A 16,004-nucleotide genomic window follows, 5' to 3' on the forward strand; every position below is an offset into this window, starting at 1 on the left:
TATGAGTATAGCTAAACAATATATCAATGAAACCTTAGAAAAAATTCAAGCAACTTCCCCAAGACAACCTATCTTTTTTCAAGCAGCAACTGAGGTGTTAAATTCTTTAGAACCTTTACTTGAATCTAACAAAACTTATCAAGATCATGCTATATTAGAGCGTATTGTTATGCCTGAAAAAACGACTATTTTTAGAGTAGTATATATTGATGATGCAGGTAAAGCTCAAACGCATTTTGGTTATAGAGTACAGTTTAATTCTAGTTTAGGACCTTATAAAGGTGGGATCAGATTTCATCCTAGTGTAGATTTAGATGTTTTGAAATTTTTAGGTTTTGAACAAATTTTCAAAAATTCTCTAACAGGTTTAATGATAGGGGGAGCTAAAGGAGGAGCAAATTTTGACCCTAAAGGCAAAAGCGAAGCAGAAATTATGCGTTTTTGTCAAGCTTTTATGGCCGAGCTTTCAAAAATCATAGGTGCAAGCACTGATGTGCCAGCAGGTGATATAGGGGTTGGTGCTAGAGAAATTGGATATATGTTTGGAGCTTATAAGAAAATTAGCTCTAATTTTGATGGAACTTTAACGGGAAAGAAAATTCCATGGGGTGGAAGTTTAGTAAGAACAGAAGCAACAGGGTATGGCTGTGTGTATTTTACTCAAGAAATGCTAGCAAAATATAACAATGCATTAGAAGGAAAAGAGTGTGCAGTTTCAGGTAGCGGAAATGTGGCAATTTATACCATAGAAAAATTACATCAACTTGGTGCAAAAGCAATCACAATAAGCGATAGCGATGGATTTGTTTATGATAAAGATGGGATAGATTTAGATTTATTAAAAGAAATTAAGGAAGTAAAAAGAGCTAGAGTGAGTGATTATGCAATGCTTAAAAAAGGTGCTATTTTTACTCCAAAAAGTGCGTATAAACAAGGTTGTAATGGAGTATGGAGTATACCTTGTGATATAGCTTTTCCAAGTGCTACGCAAAATGAATTAAATTTAGAAGATATTAAAACCTTATATCACAATGGTTGTCGTATGGTAGCAGAGGGAGCTAATATGCCAAGCACACTTGAAGCGATCGATTTTATGTTAAATCAAAAAGACTTTTTATTTGCGCCAGCTAAGGCTGCTAATGCAGGTGGTGTAGCGACTTCTCAACTTGAAATGCAACAAAATGCAAGTATGTGTCAATGGAGCTTTGAGGAAGTTGATGCAAAATTACATAAGATTATGAAAAATATTTTTGAAAATTCATACGAGTGTGCAAAAGCTTATAATCATGAAGGAAATTTAGTAGTAGGTTCAAACATAGCAGGCTTTAAAAAAGTAGCTGATGCGATGATTGATCATGGTTATATTTAAAAAGATGGCTTAAATGCCATCTTTAGTGTATATAAAAAAAGCTTGTTATTTGATTGGCGATTTTTTCTTCTAAAGACTCTTTGGCTCTGTCTATATTGCCAAGATAAGCAGTTCTTGCTAAAAGCGAGGTGCTTTGAGTAGAGTTTTTGGAGCTAATTTGTAAATTAACTTGCAAAAGATAGTAATTTTCTACTTCCATTTCAAAAACATCATCTATTTTATCAAAGTCATTATAAAAAAATCTCGCATTAGAAGCGCGTAATCTTTGCGCGTAAGAAAATTTCTTAAAATCTACTATATTGATATAAATTTTATAATCACTTTGAACATTATTTAAAACTAAGCCTAAATTTTGTAATTTTTGAGCGAGCTTAGCTTCTAAATTTGTGTTTAATTTTGAAGGATTATTGATGTGTAAAGAAAAACTTTGATTTTTATTAGCATGCAGGAAAATACCTTCATTATTTGTTTGGATAAAAGTTTGCATAGGGCCTGTGCAAGCACTTAAAAATAGTGCAAACACAAGCAAGAAAAAATTATTTTTGAGCATCGATTATAGTTGGCACAGCACGAAGACCAAGTTTAGAGTATTTTGCGAAAGTTTCTCTTACTGCTTTAACCTCAGCTTCACTAGGTTTTTTATAATCTTTTAAATTTTTATCATAATATTTTTTCATGATAGCGATTTTTTGTGCATCATCTTTAGCATTTTTACTTTCTTTGTAAATTAATGCAGATTTTTCAAAAGCACTAGTATCATGGATAGGGGTTAAGATAAATTTAACCTGATGGGTTTTTAGTGTTTCTTCTATTTTATCTAAATGCATTCTACAATATGGACATTCAGGATCGCTAAAAACATAAAGCAAAGGTTTGTTTTTATCGCCTAAAGAAACAAACATTTTTTCTTTTTTAAGTTCAACTAGAGCTTTTTTTGAAAATTCAGCTTGTTGTTTTTCCATGAGTTTTGCTTGATAAACTTGAGAGTAAAATTCACCTTTTTTTACATCAATTACTTCAGTTGTGATGATATTATCTTGAGTGAAAACGATTTCTTGGAAATTTTTACCACTAATTTCAAAATTAACTATCACAGCTTCAAAGTTAGTATCAGGAATTTTTTCTCTACTAGAAACACTAATGTTTGCATTTGATAAATTTGGATTTTTCTTAAAAAAATTAATAATTTCTTCATTACTTGCAGCAAATAAAGAGCTAGCAAGGGTTAAGAGAGCTAAAGATTTTTTCATCATTTTCCTTTGTTTTAAAATTTTTGCACATTATAAAATGTAATCTTTAACACTTAGATTTTTAATATTCTTTTTTCCTCTATTTTTTTAACTTGAGGATAGTTTTTATCAAGGTATTCTAAATAAGCTATGGCATATTTTCTTGAAATTTGAAAATGATTTTTTACAAAAGCGACATCTAAATGATGATCTTGCAAAAGCTTTAAAAACTCTTGCATGAGATTTTCAAGGGCATCTTTTTCTATAAAAAGATTATGCGCTAATCTTTTGACTTTGTTTTCTTTGGTGAGTTTTTTTAAGATAAGATCTCCATTTTTTCTATCAAGCTCTAAATACTCATAAAGATTGTAAGGTGCGGTAGGTTTTATGCCTTCTTTTTTTAAAATTTCATAAAGCTCACAATGAGCCTTTTCTTGTAATTTTTCAAAATTTTGTCCTTTTAAAAACCATACGCCGTCTTTAAAATCTAATTTTTCTTGCATTTGCTTGAGTACATAAGCACAAAAGCTCTCACTTGCCCAGCTAAGCCTTAAGGCGATAGAATGAGGCGAGATTAAAGCATAAGGATTTTTAGAGAAAATAAAATCAATAAATTCTTTCAAAGTTTGCATAGCATTTAAATCATATACATTTAAAGCTTGCTCATCTACAAAAACATGATCTAAACTTTTTGCTAAGTTTAAGGCTTGCTCATGAGTGAGTTTAAAGCGTTGATAGCTTGAAAGTAAGCCAAAGCCAAGTTTGTGAGTTTGTTTTAAAAACTCAAATACTTTTTTAAAATTTTTTTGTTCTAAAAGTGTTAAATACTTAGCTTTTATATCTTTTTTTAAAGGCTCGCTTACTGCATTTAATACCACGCCACCACTTTTAATACGCCCATTTTCAAGCAAGATGAATTTATCATCAAAACACAAAGGTAAGTTTTTATCAAACTCCAAGCTAATATAAGTTTTATCTTCAAATTCTTTAATTACACTAATTTTTGCATTAAGCTTTTTTGAACCACTACAAAATTCTAAAATACTCCCGTGTTTAATCTCTGTATTAAAAACAACCCCATCGATACTTTTAAAGCTTTTAAAAACACCTTTTTTGCTTAATACATAGCCTTTTTTTAACTCATGATAATCACAATTTAAACTCAAGGCAACCCTATTATAAGCTTTTGCTTCTAAAACATTTTCTTCATGAATTTGTATATTTTTTACAATGATATCTTTTTGATTTTCAAGGCAAAAGATTTTTTCATTTTTGCTTATTTTTCCTTCATTTAAGCTTCCTGTTACTACCGTTCCTATACCTTTTAGAGAAAAAACTCTATCAATGTAGTATCTAAAAATCAAATTTTCATCATTTTCTTTAGGCTTTAAACTAAGTAGATAGTTTTTTAAATTTAATATACTTTGCTCATTATAAATGCTTGTTGGAAAAACTTTTAAGATATTGATTTTAAAGGCTTTTAATTCTTTTAAAAGCTCTGTTTGCTTTTGTACTAAATCCTTGCATAAATCAACCTTACTCAAAATAAGCACTACATCTTTTACGCCTAAAAATTCCAAAACCCTTAAATGCTCTATACTTTGAGCCTTTAAACCCTCGTTTATATCTATGACAAACATACACACTCTAAAGCCAAAAGCACCACTTATCATAGTTTTAATTAAACTTTCATGCCCAGGCACATCGATAAAAGCAATATTTAAATTTTCACTTTTTAAATTTGAAAAACTAAGATTAATCGTAATGCCTTTTTCTTGCTCTTCTTTTAAATTATCACCTTCAAAACCATTTAAAGCTTTAATAAGCGAAGTTTTACCATGGTCAATATGCCCAGCAGTGCCTATGATGATACTATGCATGAAATACCTCTTTGATAGCGTGGATTAAACGGTTTAAATCTTTTTCTAAAATACTTCTAAAATCTAGCACAAAATGCCCATTTTCAACACGACCGATTACGCCTTTTTTTCTAAATTTTTCTTGTAAAAGCAAAGCTTTCTCATCAAAACTTAACACAAAAGTATCTAAGCTTTTATCAGGCATAGAGCCACCACCTACTAAACTTTTAGAAGCTTTTAACTCACATTTTATAGGAATTTTTTCTTTGATAAAGAGTGCCTTTTTTTCTATGGTTTTTAAATCATCATTTAAAAGTTTTAGTGTGGGGATTTTTTCATATTCTTTTTCTAAGTAAGCTTTGGCAGTTTCATTTAAAAAAGCTAGAGTGATTTTATCAACCCTTAGCATTCTTAGAAGTTGATTTTTCTTTAATTGTTGAATGTATTTTTTCTTTCCAAGTATAATGCCTGCTTGCGTAGAACCAAAAAGTTTATCGCCACTAAAACTTAAAATATCACAATGTTTTAAAAGCTCTTTCACGCTTGGTTCATTTTTACTAAGTTGTTTATTAATCTTTTCACACCAGCCAGCACCCAAATCATAATAAGATATGAGTTTTTTCTTTTTTATTAAAGCATGAATTTCACTTAAGCTTACTTCTTCAAAAAATCCTTTAAAAGCAAAATTAGAACGATGAGTTTTTAAAATCATCTTAGTATTTTCATTGATAGCTTTTTCATAATCATACAGATGAGTTTTATTAGTCGTGCCTATTTCTTTTAGTTTAACTCCAGCTGCTAGCATAACTTCAGGAATTCTAAAATTTCCCCCAATCTCAACTAACTCACTTCTTGAAGTAATAACTTCTTCATTTTTTGCTAAGGTGTTTAAGATCAAAAATACAGCCGAGGCGTTATTATTAACAACTAAGCAATCTTCACAATCAAATAATATTTTTAAATTCGCACTAAGTGCGTCATACCTTGAGCCTCTTTTGCCACTTTGCATGTTAAACTCTAAATTTGAATAAGAACAGATGATTTCTTTAGTTCTTTCAAAAATACTCTCATCAATAATACTACGACCAAGATTAGTATGAATGATAACTCCAGTAGCATTGATCAAACTTTGACTTTGCATGTTTAAAAACTCATCAATACTTTGAGCAATTTTACTTAGCAAATCTTGCAAGCTAAAATTTAAATTTTCATCTTTACTTAGTTCTTTTTTACAATTTGAAACAACTATTTTTGCAAAATGAGATCTTAAATACAAAGGATAATTAGCCAAGTTTTCATCGTTTATGAGTGTGTTTATGGGTGGAAAATTTCTAAATTTGTTCATCTTAAACCTTAAGAATAAATTAGTAAAATTATAACTTTTTTATAATGAAATTTATATAATTAAGATTAAAAAATTTAAAAGAGAGTGTTATGAAAGATTTTGTATTTTTAGAAAATGAAGATTTAATTCCTTTAAGTGATGATATTAGCATAGTTCAAAAAGCCTGTAATGAAGAAGTTTTTATAGGAAATTCAAAGCTTTTAAATCCTGAAATTTATGCGCCTGAAATTAATTTTTACCTTAAAAACTCACAAGATGATGTACTTAAAAAAGCTAAAACTATTGAGTCCTTATATAAGATTAGATCTAAAGTTTATGATTTAGGGCTTGATTTAGAATACACCAAAGAAGTGGGTAAAAATGTAATTATTGTAAGCGATGAGGATCAAGATAAGCTTATTGAAAGCTTAAAAAAACAAGAATACAAGGTTTTAAAACTAAGTAATGAGCAATGTTTGGGTGTTTTAGGTTGCGTGGGCGAGCTTTGTGTGATAGCTTTAAAAGATAATGAGCAAGTAGAGATTGATTGTGATTTTTTCTTATATGATGTAAAAAAAGAAAGTTTTGATCAACAAAGTGGTTGCTATGATTTAACCACCTTAAGTCAAGAAGAGCTTATAAAACTTTTAAATTCTAATTCTCCAAAATATAAATTTAGAAATTATATTAGTTATGATGATAGCATTTGTCAATACCATGAAAGAAGAAGTATTCATTGTGGAAAATGTGCTGAAATTTGTCCTAGTGTGGCTATTTTAAAAGATGATGAGCAAAGAAAATTAGAATTTTCTCATGTGGATTGTTTAAGCTGTGGTGATTGTGTAGGAATTTGTCCTAGTGGAGCGCTTGATTATGCAGCTATGCCACGCAATAGCTTTTATGAAATTTTAAAATTTTATGAAGATAAAATCATTTTAATAATCCCTGAGAAAATGTCTATAGAAAATTTAAATATCACTTTAAAAGAAGATGTAATGCCTTTTATGATTAAAGGCGAAAACTATCTTGATCAAGCACATTTTTTAGCTATGCTTCAAACAAGTGGTGCGAGTGTGATTTTTTATAGTGATGGCTTATCGCAAGGTGCTTTAGAAGTAATAGCTTTGATGAATGAGATATTTCAAAGAAAATTTAAACAAAACGCAGTTTTTCTAGCTAAAGATGAAAAAGAACTTTTAGAGGCTATAAATCAAGCACATTTTATAGAAAATCTTAAATTTATATCTTATAATCCTGCGCTTTTAAAAAGAGAAGATTTTGCTATAAGATTAAGAGAGCTTATAAAAGAAGAAAATTTAGGCAATATCTCAAGCAAAGAATGGATACGCTATGGAAAAATCACTATCAATACAGATACCTGTACCTTATGTCTTTCTTGTGTGGGAGCTTGTAATGTAGGAGCTTTGGTAGCTGATGCTAAGGATAATTCTTTGAAATTTAATGCAAGCTTATGTACTACCTGTGGATATTGTGAGGCAAGTTGTGCTGAAAAAGATACTTTAATGCTTCAAAGAAGCGGGATAGATTTAGAAAAAGAGTATTTTTCTTTTATGGTTTTAGCTCAAGATGAACTTTTTGCTTGTGTAGAATGTGGGAAAGAATTCGCTACTAAAAAGGCCATTGAAAAAATCGCTAGCATTATGAAGCCAAGATTTATGGGCGATGAAGCTAAGATAAAAACACTATATTGCTGTGCTGAATGTAAAGCAAAAGTAATGATACAAAGTATGAATGTGCTTTAAGCCAAAAGGCTTAAGCACTAAGTTTTAATCCCACCACTCCAGTGATGATTAAAATAATAAAAATGATTTTATTAAGAGTAATTGCTTCTTTAAAGATTAAAAATCCCACCACACTAACTAATGCCAAACCACAACCTGCCCAAGTTGCATAAGCTATACTTAAATCAATTTTTTTCAAAGCATAAAATAAACCTGCTAAAGAAAATGAAAAAAACACCGCAAAAACGATTAAATAAAGATTATTTTTACTTATGCTTGCATACTTCATCGAGCTTGTTGCAATCACTTCAAAAACTATACTAATTGCTAATACTAACCAATGCATTTTATATCCTTTTAAATTAATTTAAAAATGAAACTACAAAAGGATAAAAGGTGGAGCTATGGCGTAGAAAAAATAACCATATGCAGTTTTTATCTTCCATTTTGTCCATAAGCTAGTATAAAATTTTAAGATAAAAAATCCATAAGTCATTTATAACCTTGTGATAATTTATCTTATTTTAACATTGTTTTTTATATCTTAGTTAAATTTAGCGCAAAAGCTTTTTGGCTCAAAAGCACTTCATCATTTTCTTTAAAATCTTTAGCTTCTAAAGGGCTTAGTGCTACTTGGCTGATTTGATTACCTATGGCAAGTATGGCTATAAATATGCTATCTTGCTTTTGTAGTTTTAAAATGCGTGCTTTTATAGCAAATTTTTGTGAGCCTTGTGTTTTTAAAAAAACTTCATTAGGCGAGCCTTCTTTGATGATGGCTCCATTTTCTAAAATGATGACTTTATTAGCTAGTTTATAAACTTCACTTACATCATGACTGATTAAAATAGTAGTGATTTTATAAGTTTTGTGTATATTTAAAAGATAATCATGCAAGTGTAGTTTTATCTCATTATCTAAGGCGCTAAATGGCTCATCTAAAAGTAAAAGTTTGGGTTTTTGCATAATGGCTCTTGCTAAAGCTACGCGTTGTTTTTGTCCCCCGCTTAGTTCTAAAATATGACTTTTTTTGTGTTTGCTTAAATCTAAAAGTTCTAAAAGCTCATTAGCAAATTTTAGATCTTTTTTAGCAAAAAGTAAGTTTTGTTCTACATTCATATTTTCAAATAAAGCATAATCTTGAAAAACAAAACCAAGTTTTCTTTTTTGTGGGCTTAGAAAGTTTTTATCATCAAAAAATATCGTATTATTAAAAGTGCAAATTCCTTGTGCTTTTTCAAAACCTGCTAAAATTCTCAAAAGCGTAGTTTTGCCACTACCACTTTTTCCAAAAATAGCACAAAATTCTCCTTCTTTAACTTCAAATTTAACCTTAAGTTTAAATTCTTTTTCTTTATTTTTAAAGATTTTTTCAAAGTCAAGTTTTAGCATAAATACTCTTTGATAAATAAAGCACTAGGATGTACATAAGCAAATACAAAATCATTTTTTTGATAATTTTGCTCTAAAAACTCATGGGTGCTAATTTGAGCTTCGAAAGTGCAAATTTCATTTTCTAATCTTACGATAGTGATGATTTGTCCTTGAAAAATATCAATGATTTTTGCATAAAAGGTATTTAAAAATGAATTTTCTAAATTTTTTTTACTAAGCAAGCACTCGCTACTTTTAAAAGCTAGTAAAACTTCTTGATCAATGCTTGCTTTTTCATCAAGTTCTAAAGCAAGCATAAATAATTTATGTTTATTTATAAGAAATTCTACCCAGTTTATATTTTCATGATTTTTTATAGTATTTATTTTAGCTTTAATCATGGGATATTATAGCCATAAGCTTTGAAAATTTCCTTAGCCTTTTTGCTTAAAATAAAATCATAAAATTTCTTTGCTTTGGCATTATTTTTACCATAAGAAGTGATGATAATGCCTTGATTGATTGGTTCATAAAGCTTTGGATTGATTAAAATATAATTTTTTCCTTCTTGGAGTTTATAAGATTTTAGCGTATCTTCATATAAAGCACTTGCTGCTATAAAACCCACATCGGCTGCTTTTAATGTTTGAGTAAGTGCTTCTCCTATGGATTTTGCCTCGATAATTTTAGTTTTTGTTTGCTCATAAATTTTAGCATTTTGTAAAGTTTCTATACTAGCTTGACCATAGGGAGCAGCTTTGGGATTAGCTATGGTGATGATTTTTACTTTTTCTTCTTTAAGCGTGTCTAATCCTTTGCTTAAATCCATTCTAACACTTAGTAAAGCTAAAGCTCCTTGAGCATAAATAACAGGTTTTGTACTAGCAAAATTATCTTCATACAAACTTTGTGCAAATTTCATATTTGCAGCCATAAATATATCAAATGGCGCTCCATTTTTGATTTGTGAGACTAAATTTCCACTAGCACCTAAGCTTACATTGATACTAATATCAGGGTTTTCTTTTTGAAATTCTTTTTGTAAGGCTTTAAAAGCGTAAGCTACATTTGCAGCTGCAGCGATATTTACATCAGCACTATAGCCAAAAATACACAAAAAAAGTAGGGTAAAAATTTTTTTCATTTTTTATCCTTTTAATAGTAAATTTTAAAAAAATTATAGCTTATTTTTAAAAGCAAAAATAAATTTATATTTTTTGCATATTTTCTAAGACTTATTTCATAAGTAAATAAAAATTACTAATTTTTTTTAAAGAATATTTTTAATGTAAAAATTTATTTTAATTTTTGTATAATATAAGATTTCAATTTATGAAATTTTAAAAGGAAAAAGCTTGTTAAAATACATACTAACTTTGTGTTTATTTTTTAACACTTTGATTTTGGCAAATGACTTTGAAGATTTTGAACAAGAATATCAAAAAAAAGAAGTCAAAGATAGCTTTTATACTTACAATAAAGCTATGAGTAAATTTAATTATGATCTTTATACTTATTTTTTAAGACCGGTTGTGCTTTCTTATAAAAGCATTACTCCAAGCTTTATAAGAACAGGTGTAAAAAATGCTTTTGATACCACAAGATCACCTTTTAGATTTATTAATCATCTTTTAAGTTTAGAATTTAGAAAAGCTGGTGAGGAATTTGGAAGATTTTGTGTGAATGTGATTTTTGGATTTGGTTTGTTAGATAGTGCGAGTAAAACTCCTTTAAAAAGTTATGAAGCTGATTTTGGAACGACTTTGGGTAAATGGGGAGTAGGTAGTGGACCACACTTAGTGCTTCCACTTTTAGGTCCTTATAATGTAAGAGATGCTTTAGCTTTGCCTGTAAATTGGTTTATGGTGCCTGAGGGGTATATTGAGAATTTTTGGGTTGGTGTGGGTGTAAATGCTGCATTAAAACTCAATGAATTAAGTTTTGAGTATGAAAAAATAGATGATATTTACCAAAATAGTGTAGATTATTACATTTTTATACGCGATGCGTATGAACAAAGACGCCAAGAACTCATCAAATAAGGAGATAAAATGAAAAAAATCATAGCTTTGTTTTTTAGCGTAGTATTTGCTTTTGCTTTAAATTTGCAAGATATTTCTAAAACCATGCAAGAAAAAATTGATGAGAGCTTAAAAATTCTAGATCAAAATAAAAACGATAAAGCTAAAGCAGCGGAAAAAATCTTTGCTTTATTTGATGGTGTTTTTGATTATGAACTTATGGCTAAACTTAGTCTTTCTACAAGATATGAAAAATTAAGTGAAAATGAAAAAAATGAATTTAACAAAGCTTTTGAAAAAAACCTTAAAAAAAGTTTCACAGATAAGCTTGCTTTGTATGATTCTCAAAAATTAAAAGTGATTAATTTAGAAGAAAAAAATAAAAGAGCCTTTTTAAAAACTTCTATGATAGTAGATGGTAAAGAAAATTTTGTAATCTTTAAATTTTATGATAAAAATAATGATTGGCAAATTTATGATGTAGATATTTTTGGCATAAGTATCATACAAACTTATCGCTCACAATTTAAAGATGTCTTACAAAATGGTAATTTTAAAACCTTGCTTGAAAAGCTTTCTAGTGTTGATTTTTCTAAATAATGCTAAGTAAAATTTTAAAAATCTTTCTTAATTTCCCAAAGCTAACTTTGGGGATTACTTTAATCTTTTGTATATTTTTTAGTTTTTTTGCTAAAAATTTAAGTGTTGATGCAAGTGCTGAAAGCTTGCTTTTAGAGCATGATGAGGGTTTGAAACTATATAGAGAAGTTTCAGCGCGTTATGGCAATGATAATTTTTTAATGCTTGCTTTTGCTCCTAAAAATAAAGATATTTTTGCTAAAGAAAATTTAGAAACTATCAAAAACTTAACCCTTGATTTAGAAAAAATCAATGGTGTGCAAAAGGTATTTTCTATCGCTAATGCACCTTTACTTGCAAGTTCTAAAGGTAAAGAATTAAAAGAGCTTATCCAAAATATACCTAATATCTTTAGTCAAGATGTGGATATTAATCTAGCTAAAAAAGAAATTTTAAATCAACCCTTTTATAAAAATAATATCATCTCAAAAGATGGAAAAACAACGGGAATTTTGATTTATCTAGCACCCGATCTTGTTTATAATGACTTGATTAATTCAAGGGATAATGCGCAAAATGAAAATGAAAAAGAGCATTTTAGAGCCTTGATTAAAAAGCACCAAGAAAGCTCAAGGGAATTTAGTGCAAAAAGATTAGAAGAAATTACTAAAATAGTATCTAAGTATAGTCAAAATGGAGACTTTTTACACCTTGGTGGTGTTGAAATGATCGCTAATGATATGATTAATTATGTAAAAAGTGATTTAAAAATTTATGGACTTAGCTTAATAGGACTTTTATTTATAGCACTTTGGTGGTTTTTTGGCTCTTTGCGTTTAGTGTTTTTGGCTTTGGGAATTTGTGTGGTTTCGCTTTTTACTTCAAGCGGGATTTTCGCGCTTTTGGGCTTTGATATTACTGTGGTGTCTTCAAACTATGTAGCTTTGGTACTCATTATCACTGTTTCTGTTGTGATACACTTAATCGTGCATTTTATAGAAAATTTATACAAACACCCAAAAGCTAGTGTTTATAAGCTTTTGCTCTCAACCTTACTTGATAAAGCAAGTCCTAGTTTTTTTGCTATTTTAACCACGGTTGTTGGGTTTTTAAGTTTTGTTTTTTCAGATATTGAGCCTATTATCAAACTCGGTATTATGATGAGCCTTGGCATCAGTGTGAGTTTGATTTTAGCTTATATTTATTTTGCAAGTATTTTGGTATTAATGCCGCGTTTAAATTTTAAAGAGCTTAATCAAAATTCGTTGAAATTTTTAAGTTTTTGTGCAAATGTAAGTTTAAAACATAGAAAATTTATCTATGGTATAAGTTTATTTTGTGTAGCTTTTGCTTTGTATGGAATTTTACAAATTAAAGTAGAAAATAGTTTTGTGAGTTATTTTAAAGATAGTTCTAGGATTAAACAAGGTTTGTTGATTATAGATAAAGAGCTAGGTGGAACTATGCCTTTAGATGTGATTGTCAAATTTAAGCAAAATCCAAAACAAAATGAAAGCTTAGATGAGTTTGAACAAGAATTTGATGATTTATCCAAAGATGATAGATATTTTTTTAGTAGTGAAAAAACAAGAATAGCTGCTAAGGTTCATGAGTTTTTAAGTAAGCAAAAATATGTAGGTTCTGTGCTTAGCTTGCAAAGTTTGCTAGAGCTTGGAAAAAGCATTAATGATGGTAAGACTTTAGATGATTTTGCCTTAGCGTTTTTATATGAAAATTTAGATGAGAATTTTAAAAAGCAAGTTTTAACCCCTTTTGTAAGTGTAGAAAATAATGAGTTGCGATTTAGCGTGCGTATGCTAGATAGTGATCCAAATTTAAGACGCGATGCTTTTTTAAAACAGCTTGAAAAAGACTTAAATGAGCTTTTGCAAAATGATAATGTAGAGGTTAAAATCAGTGGTATTATGCCTTTGTATAATAATATGCTTCAAAGTCTTTTTTCATCACAATTTGACACTTTAGCCTTTGTGGTACTTGTGATTTTTGCTTTGTTTGTGGTGATTTTTAGAAGTTTTGTTTATGCTTTTGTGGCAATTTTGGCCAATCTCATACCTTTAGCTTTGGTGTTTGGCTTAATGGGTGTTTTAAATATACCACTTGATATTATGAGTATTACCATAGCTGCTATTTGTATAGGAATAGGGGTTGATGATATGATTCATTATATTCATCGTTTTAAAGAAGAATTAAAACATAAAAGCTTAGAAGAGGCCATAAAAGCTTCACATATAGGTATAGGAAGTGCGATTTATTATACTAGTGTTACGATTATTCTAGGTTTTTTAGTGATGATTAGCAGTAATTTTATCCCGACGATTTATTTTGGTTTGCTTACGGTTTTGGCTATGAGTTTGCTTTTATTTGGTTCGCTTTTTTTATTACCAAGTTTTATTTTAACTTATCATTATTTTAAAACAAAATTAAAATAAAGTAAAATCCAAATCACATAAACACCAAAAGCAATAAGCATATATTTTATAAATTGTTTCATTAATACTCCATTTTTTCTAATGCCCTTAAGATATAAGTAGCAAACATTAGCGCTTGTGAGCGGTGTGAAATTTTTAATTTTACTTGCTCATCTAATTCACCTAAGGTTTTATCAAAACCTTTTGGGATAAATAAAGGATCATATCCAAAGCCATTATTACCCCTTGGAGTGTCAATAGCAAGGCCATGCATATATCCATGCGTGCTAAAATGTCCATATTTTGAGCTTATAGCTATGGCTGCAGTGTAAAAAGCTTTGCTTTGATGTAGATTTTTTTCATGTAGGGCTTGGATGAGCTTGTTTCTATTGGCCTCATCAGTGCCTTCTTGAGAGTATCTTGCAGAAAAAATCCCTGGTGCATTGTCTAAAGCCTCTACGCTTATACCACTGTCATCACTTAAGGTGATAAATTCATTTTGTTTTTTGTCTAAAGCATTAAAAATAGCTTTAGATTTTATCAAAGCATTTTCTTTAAAACTTGTGCCATCTTCGATGATTTCAAAAGGAGTGATGATTTCATTTAAGGCATAAATTTCATAAGAAGTTAAAAATTTTTTGATTTCTTCTACTTTGTGTGCGTTAGAAGTTGCTAGAATGATTTTTAATTTTTTCTTCATAAATTACTCTTTTTATTTTGACTTTAAAAAAAGTTTATCAAAATCATAGTAAAATTATCCTTTATAAGGAGAAAAGATGTTAAAAACCGTTTTACCTTTGTCTTTTATTGTAGGAACTAGATTTTTTGGATTATTTATAGTTTTGCCGGTTTTAAGTTTATATGCTTTAAATTTAAAAGGAGCCAATGAGTTTTTAGTAGGGCTTTTAGTAGGTGTGTATGCTCTAACTCAAATGGCATTGCAAGTTCCTTTTGGTATTATTTCGGATAAAATAGGGCGTAAAAAAACTATGCTAATAGGACTTGTGGTGTTTATCATAGGTTCTTTGGTATGTTCATATGCTGATGATATTTATACGATGATGTTTGGAAGGCTTTTACAAGGTGCAGGAGCCATAGGAGCAGTAGCTACTGCTATGATAAGTGATTTTATCAATGAAGAAAATCGTGGTAAGGCTATGGCTATCATGGGTTCATTTATAGGACTTTCTTTTGCAGCTTCTTTAGTGCTTTCTCCTTTAATGAGTGCTAAATTCGGACTTTCTAGTTTGTTTGATTTAAGTGCCATTTTAAGTCTAATTTGTATCGTGCTTTTATTTAGCGTTGTGCCAAAAGAGCATACAATAGTACATGAAAATACTAAAACCCCATTAAAAAAACTTTTAAAAGAAAAAAACTTAGCTTTGATGAATCTTACTAATTGTATGCAAAAAATGCTTATGAGTATTGCGTTTTTAAGTATTCCTTTGGTTTTGGTGCATGAGTTTAATTATCCAAGTGAGAATTTATGGCATGTTTATGTTAGCTCTATGGTGCTTGGGTTTTTAGCTATGGGTTTATCAGGATCTTTGGGAGAAAAAAGAGGCTTAAGTAAAGAGATATTGCTTTTAGGTGTGGCATTTTTTATCATTGCTTATATTATATTTGCTTTTTCGCATAATGCTTTAGTGTTTATGGTGGGTGTTGTAGTGTTTTTTATAGGATTTAATCTACATGAGCCTATTATGCAAAGCTGTGCGAGTAAATTTGCTAAGGTAAATGAAAAAGGTGCAGCTTTGGGTGTGTTTAATGCTTTTGGCTATTTTGGAAGCTTTTTAGGTGGTGTCGTTGGAGGGTATTTTTTACATCATTTTAGTTTAGTTGCTCTTGCTTTTATTTTGATAGCTTTGTCTGTAATTTGGTTTGTATTGCTTTTGTTTTTACAAAGTCCAGCAGATTTTAAAAATGTCTATTTATCTTTAGAAACAAAACATGATTTAAATATGATTAAAGGCATAAATGGAGTTTTAGATGTGTATAAAAACTCTAAATTTTTAGTGATTAAATACAATAAAAAACTTACAAGCGAAGAAGAAATTTTAGCGATTATTGAAAAATAA

General features: G+C 29.3%; 15 protein-coding genes. 6 read left to right on the forward strand and 9 right to left on the reverse strand.

The annotated features are described in order from the left end of the window. Position 1 precedes the first annotated feature (1 nt). Positions 2-1,369, forward strand: a complete 1,368-nt coding sequence (gene gdhA / locus L8T82_RS06330; RefSeq protein WP_263665386.1) for an NADP-specific glutamate dehydrogenase — start codon at positions 2-4, stop codon at positions 1,367-1,369. Positions 1,370-1,391: 22 nt separating this feature from the next. On the opposite strand, the gene L8T82_RS06335 is transcribed toward gdhA, so the two are convergent. From L8T82_RS06335 to selA, 4 genes are read right to left on the reverse strand one after another with little or no spacing between them, the layout of a single operon-like run. Further along, positions 1,392-1,919 carry a hypothetical protein gene (locus L8T82_RS06335; RefSeq protein WP_133319770.1) on the reverse strand — a complete coding sequence of 176 codons (528 nt, stop codon included), beginning with the start codon at positions 1,917-1,919 and terminating at the stop codon, positions 1,392-1,394. Next, the gene (locus L8T82_RS06340) at positions 1,906-2,619 is read right to left on the reverse strand and encodes a thioredoxin fold domain-containing protein (protein WP_039642184.1); all 714 of its coding nucleotides are present in this window, start codon (positions 2,617-2,619) and stop codon (positions 1,906-1,908) included. Before L8T82_RS06340 ends, L8T82_RS06335 begins: the two co-directional genes overlap by 14 nt. Before the next feature lie 53 nt (positions 2,620-2,672). Then, entirely contained in the window at positions 2,673-4,478 is a 1,806-nt protein-coding gene (selB, locus tag L8T82_RS06345) for a selenocysteine-specific translation elongation factor (protein WP_263726128.1), read from the reverse strand. Then, positions 4,471-5,802 (reverse strand): L-seryl-tRNA(Sec) selenium transferase, encoded by a 1,332-nt coding sequence (gene selA, locus L8T82_RS06350; protein ID WP_263726130.1) that lies wholly within the window; start codon positions 5,800-5,802, stop codon positions 4,471-4,473. The genes selB and selA overlap by 8 nt, the downstream gene beginning before the upstream one ends. 89 nt (positions 5,803-5,891) lie before the next feature. Between selA and L8T82_RS06355 the strand changes: the two genes are divergently transcribed. Continuing rightward, positions 5,892-7,544 carry a 4Fe-4S dicluster domain-containing protein gene (locus L8T82_RS06355; protein WP_263726131.1) on the forward strand — a complete coding sequence of 551 codons (1,653 nt, stop codon included), beginning with the start codon at positions 5,892-5,894 and terminating at the stop codon, positions 7,542-7,544. Positions 7,545-7,554: 10 nt separating this feature from the next. Here L8T82_RS06355 and L8T82_RS06360 read toward each other — a convergent pair whose 3' ends face one another. The 4 genes from L8T82_RS06360 to modA all read right to left on the reverse strand — a co-directional run bounded on the left by L8T82_RS06360 (position 7,555) and on the right by modA (position 10,041). Then, on the reverse strand, positions 7,555-7,869 hold the full coding sequence (locus L8T82_RS06360; RefSeq protein WP_214127042.1) for a DMT family transporter: 315 nt from the start codon (positions 7,867-7,869) through the stop codon (positions 7,555-7,557). A gap of 191 nt (positions 7,870-8,060) precedes the next feature. Further along, positions 8,061-8,915, reverse strand: coding sequence for an ABC transporter ATP-binding protein (locus L8T82_RS06365; protein WP_220566929.1), 855 nt, complete (start codon positions 8,913-8,915; stop codon positions 8,061-8,063). After that, complete coding sequence (locus L8T82_RS06370) at positions 8,909-9,298, reverse strand: hypothetical protein (RefSeq protein WP_220566930.1); 390 nt, start codon at positions 9,296-9,298, stop codon at positions 8,909-8,911. Before L8T82_RS06370 ends, L8T82_RS06365 begins: the two co-directional genes overlap by 7 nt. Next, the gene (gene modA / locus L8T82_RS06375) at positions 9,295-10,041 is read right to left on the reverse strand and encodes a molybdate ABC transporter substrate-binding protein (RefSeq protein ID WP_263661261.1); all 747 of its coding nucleotides are present in this window, start codon (positions 10,039-10,041) and stop codon (positions 9,295-9,297) included. The genes L8T82_RS06370 and modA overlap by 4 nt, the downstream gene beginning before the upstream one ends. A gap of 211 nt (positions 10,042-10,252) precedes the next feature. On the opposite strand from modA, the gene L8T82_RS06380 reads away from it, so the two are divergent. From L8T82_RS06380 to L8T82_RS06390, 3 genes are read left to right on the forward strand one after another with little or no spacing between them, the layout of a single operon-like run. Further along, positions 10,253-10,939 carry a VacJ family lipoprotein gene (locus L8T82_RS06380; protein ID WP_133319762.1) on the forward strand — a complete coding sequence of 229 codons (687 nt, stop codon included), beginning with the start codon at positions 10,253-10,255 and terminating at the stop codon, positions 10,937-10,939. Between the two features lie 9 nt (positions 10,940-10,948). Further along, positions 10,949-11,518 (forward strand): ABC transporter substrate-binding protein, encoded by a 570-nt coding sequence (locus L8T82_RS06385; protein ID WP_263726132.1) that lies wholly within the window; start codon positions 10,949-10,951, stop codon positions 11,516-11,518. Further along, positions 11,518-13,947: an efflux RND transporter permease subunit gene (locus tag L8T82_RS06390; protein ID WP_263726133.1), complete on the forward strand. Its 2,430-nt coding sequence runs from the start codon at positions 11,518-11,520 to the stop codon at positions 13,945-13,947. Before L8T82_RS06385 ends, L8T82_RS06390 begins: the two co-directional genes overlap by 1 nt. A 61-nt stretch (positions 13,948-14,008) precedes the next feature. On the opposite strand, the gene rdgB is transcribed toward L8T82_RS06390, so the two are convergent. Beyond that, positions 14,009-14,626: an RdgB/HAM1 family non-canonical purine NTP pyrophosphatase gene (rdgB, locus tag L8T82_RS06395; protein WP_263726134.1), complete on the reverse strand. Its 618-nt coding sequence runs from the start codon at positions 14,624-14,626 to the stop codon at positions 14,009-14,011. A 76-nt stretch (positions 14,627-14,702) separates the two neighbouring features. Here rdgB and L8T82_RS06400 point away from each other — a divergent pair, with 76 nt between their 5' ends. Further along, entirely contained in the window at positions 14,703-16,004 is a 1,302-nt protein-coding gene (locus L8T82_RS06400) for an MFS transporter (RefSeq protein ID WP_263659273.1), read from the forward strand.

This window comes from Campylobacter sp. IFREMER_LSEM_CL292 (genome assembly GCF_025771615.1).
GTDB classification, from domain to species: Bacteria; Campylobacterota; Campylobacteria; order Campylobacterales; family Campylobacteraceae; genus Campylobacter_D; species Campylobacter_D lari_D.

What these genes read in the sequence shown, in the direction of transcription:
- L8T82_RS06400 (WP_263659273.1), top strand. Translation starts at nt 14,703, where the DNA reads ATGTTAAAAACCGTTTTACCTTTGTCTTTTATTGTAGGAACTAGATTT.
- L8T82_RS06360 (WP_214127042.1), bottom strand. Translation starts at nt 7,869, where the DNA reads ATGCATTGGTTAGTATTAGCAATTAGTATAGTTTTTGAAGTGATTGCA.
- selB (WP_263726128.1), bottom strand. Translation starts at nt 4,478, where the DNA reads ATGCATAGTATCATCATAGGCACTGCTGGGCATATTGACCATGGTAAA.
- L8T82_RS06355 (WP_263726131.1), top strand. Translation starts at nt 5,892, where the DNA reads ATGAAAGATTTTGTATTTTTAGAAAATGAAGATTTAATTCCTTTAAGT.
- L8T82_RS06385 (WP_263726132.1), top strand. Translation starts at nt 10,949, where the DNA reads ATGAAAAAAATCATAGCTTTGTTTTTTAGCGTAGTATTTGCTTTTGCT.
- L8T82_RS06335 (WP_133319770.1), bottom strand. Translation starts at nt 1,919, where the DNA reads ATGCTCAAAAATAATTTTTTCTTGCTTGTGTTTGCACTATTTTTAAGT.
- gdhA (WP_263665386.1), top strand. Translation starts at nt 2, where the DNA reads ATGAGTATAGCTAAACAATATATCAATGAAACCTTAGAAAAAATTCAA.
- L8T82_RS06365 (WP_220566929.1), bottom strand. Translation starts at nt 8,915, where the DNA reads ATGCTAAAACTTGACTTTGAAAAAATCTTTAAAAATAAAGAAAAAGAA.
- selA (WP_263726130.1), bottom strand. Translation starts at nt 5,802, where the DNA reads ATGAACAAATTTAGAAATTTTCCACCCATAAACACACTCATAAACGAT.
- rdgB (WP_263726134.1), bottom strand. Translation starts at nt 14,626, where the DNA reads ATGAAGAAAAAATTAAAAATCATTCTAGCAACTTCTAACGCACACAAA.
- L8T82_RS06390 (WP_263726133.1), top strand. Translation starts at nt 11,518, where the DNA reads ATGCTAAGTAAAATTTTAAAAATCTTTCTTAATTTCCCAAAGCTAACT.
- modA (WP_263661261.1), bottom strand. Translation starts at nt 10,041, where the DNA reads ATGAAAAAAATTTTTACCCTACTTTTTTTGTGTATTTTTGGCTATAGT.
- L8T82_RS06370 (WP_220566930.1), bottom strand. Translation starts at nt 9,298, where the DNA reads ATGATTAAAGCTAAAATAAATACTATAAAAAATCATGAAAATATAAAC.
- L8T82_RS06340 (WP_039642184.1), bottom strand. Translation starts at nt 2,619, where the DNA reads ATGAAAAAATCTTTAGCTCTCTTAACCCTTGCTAGCTCTTTATTTGCT.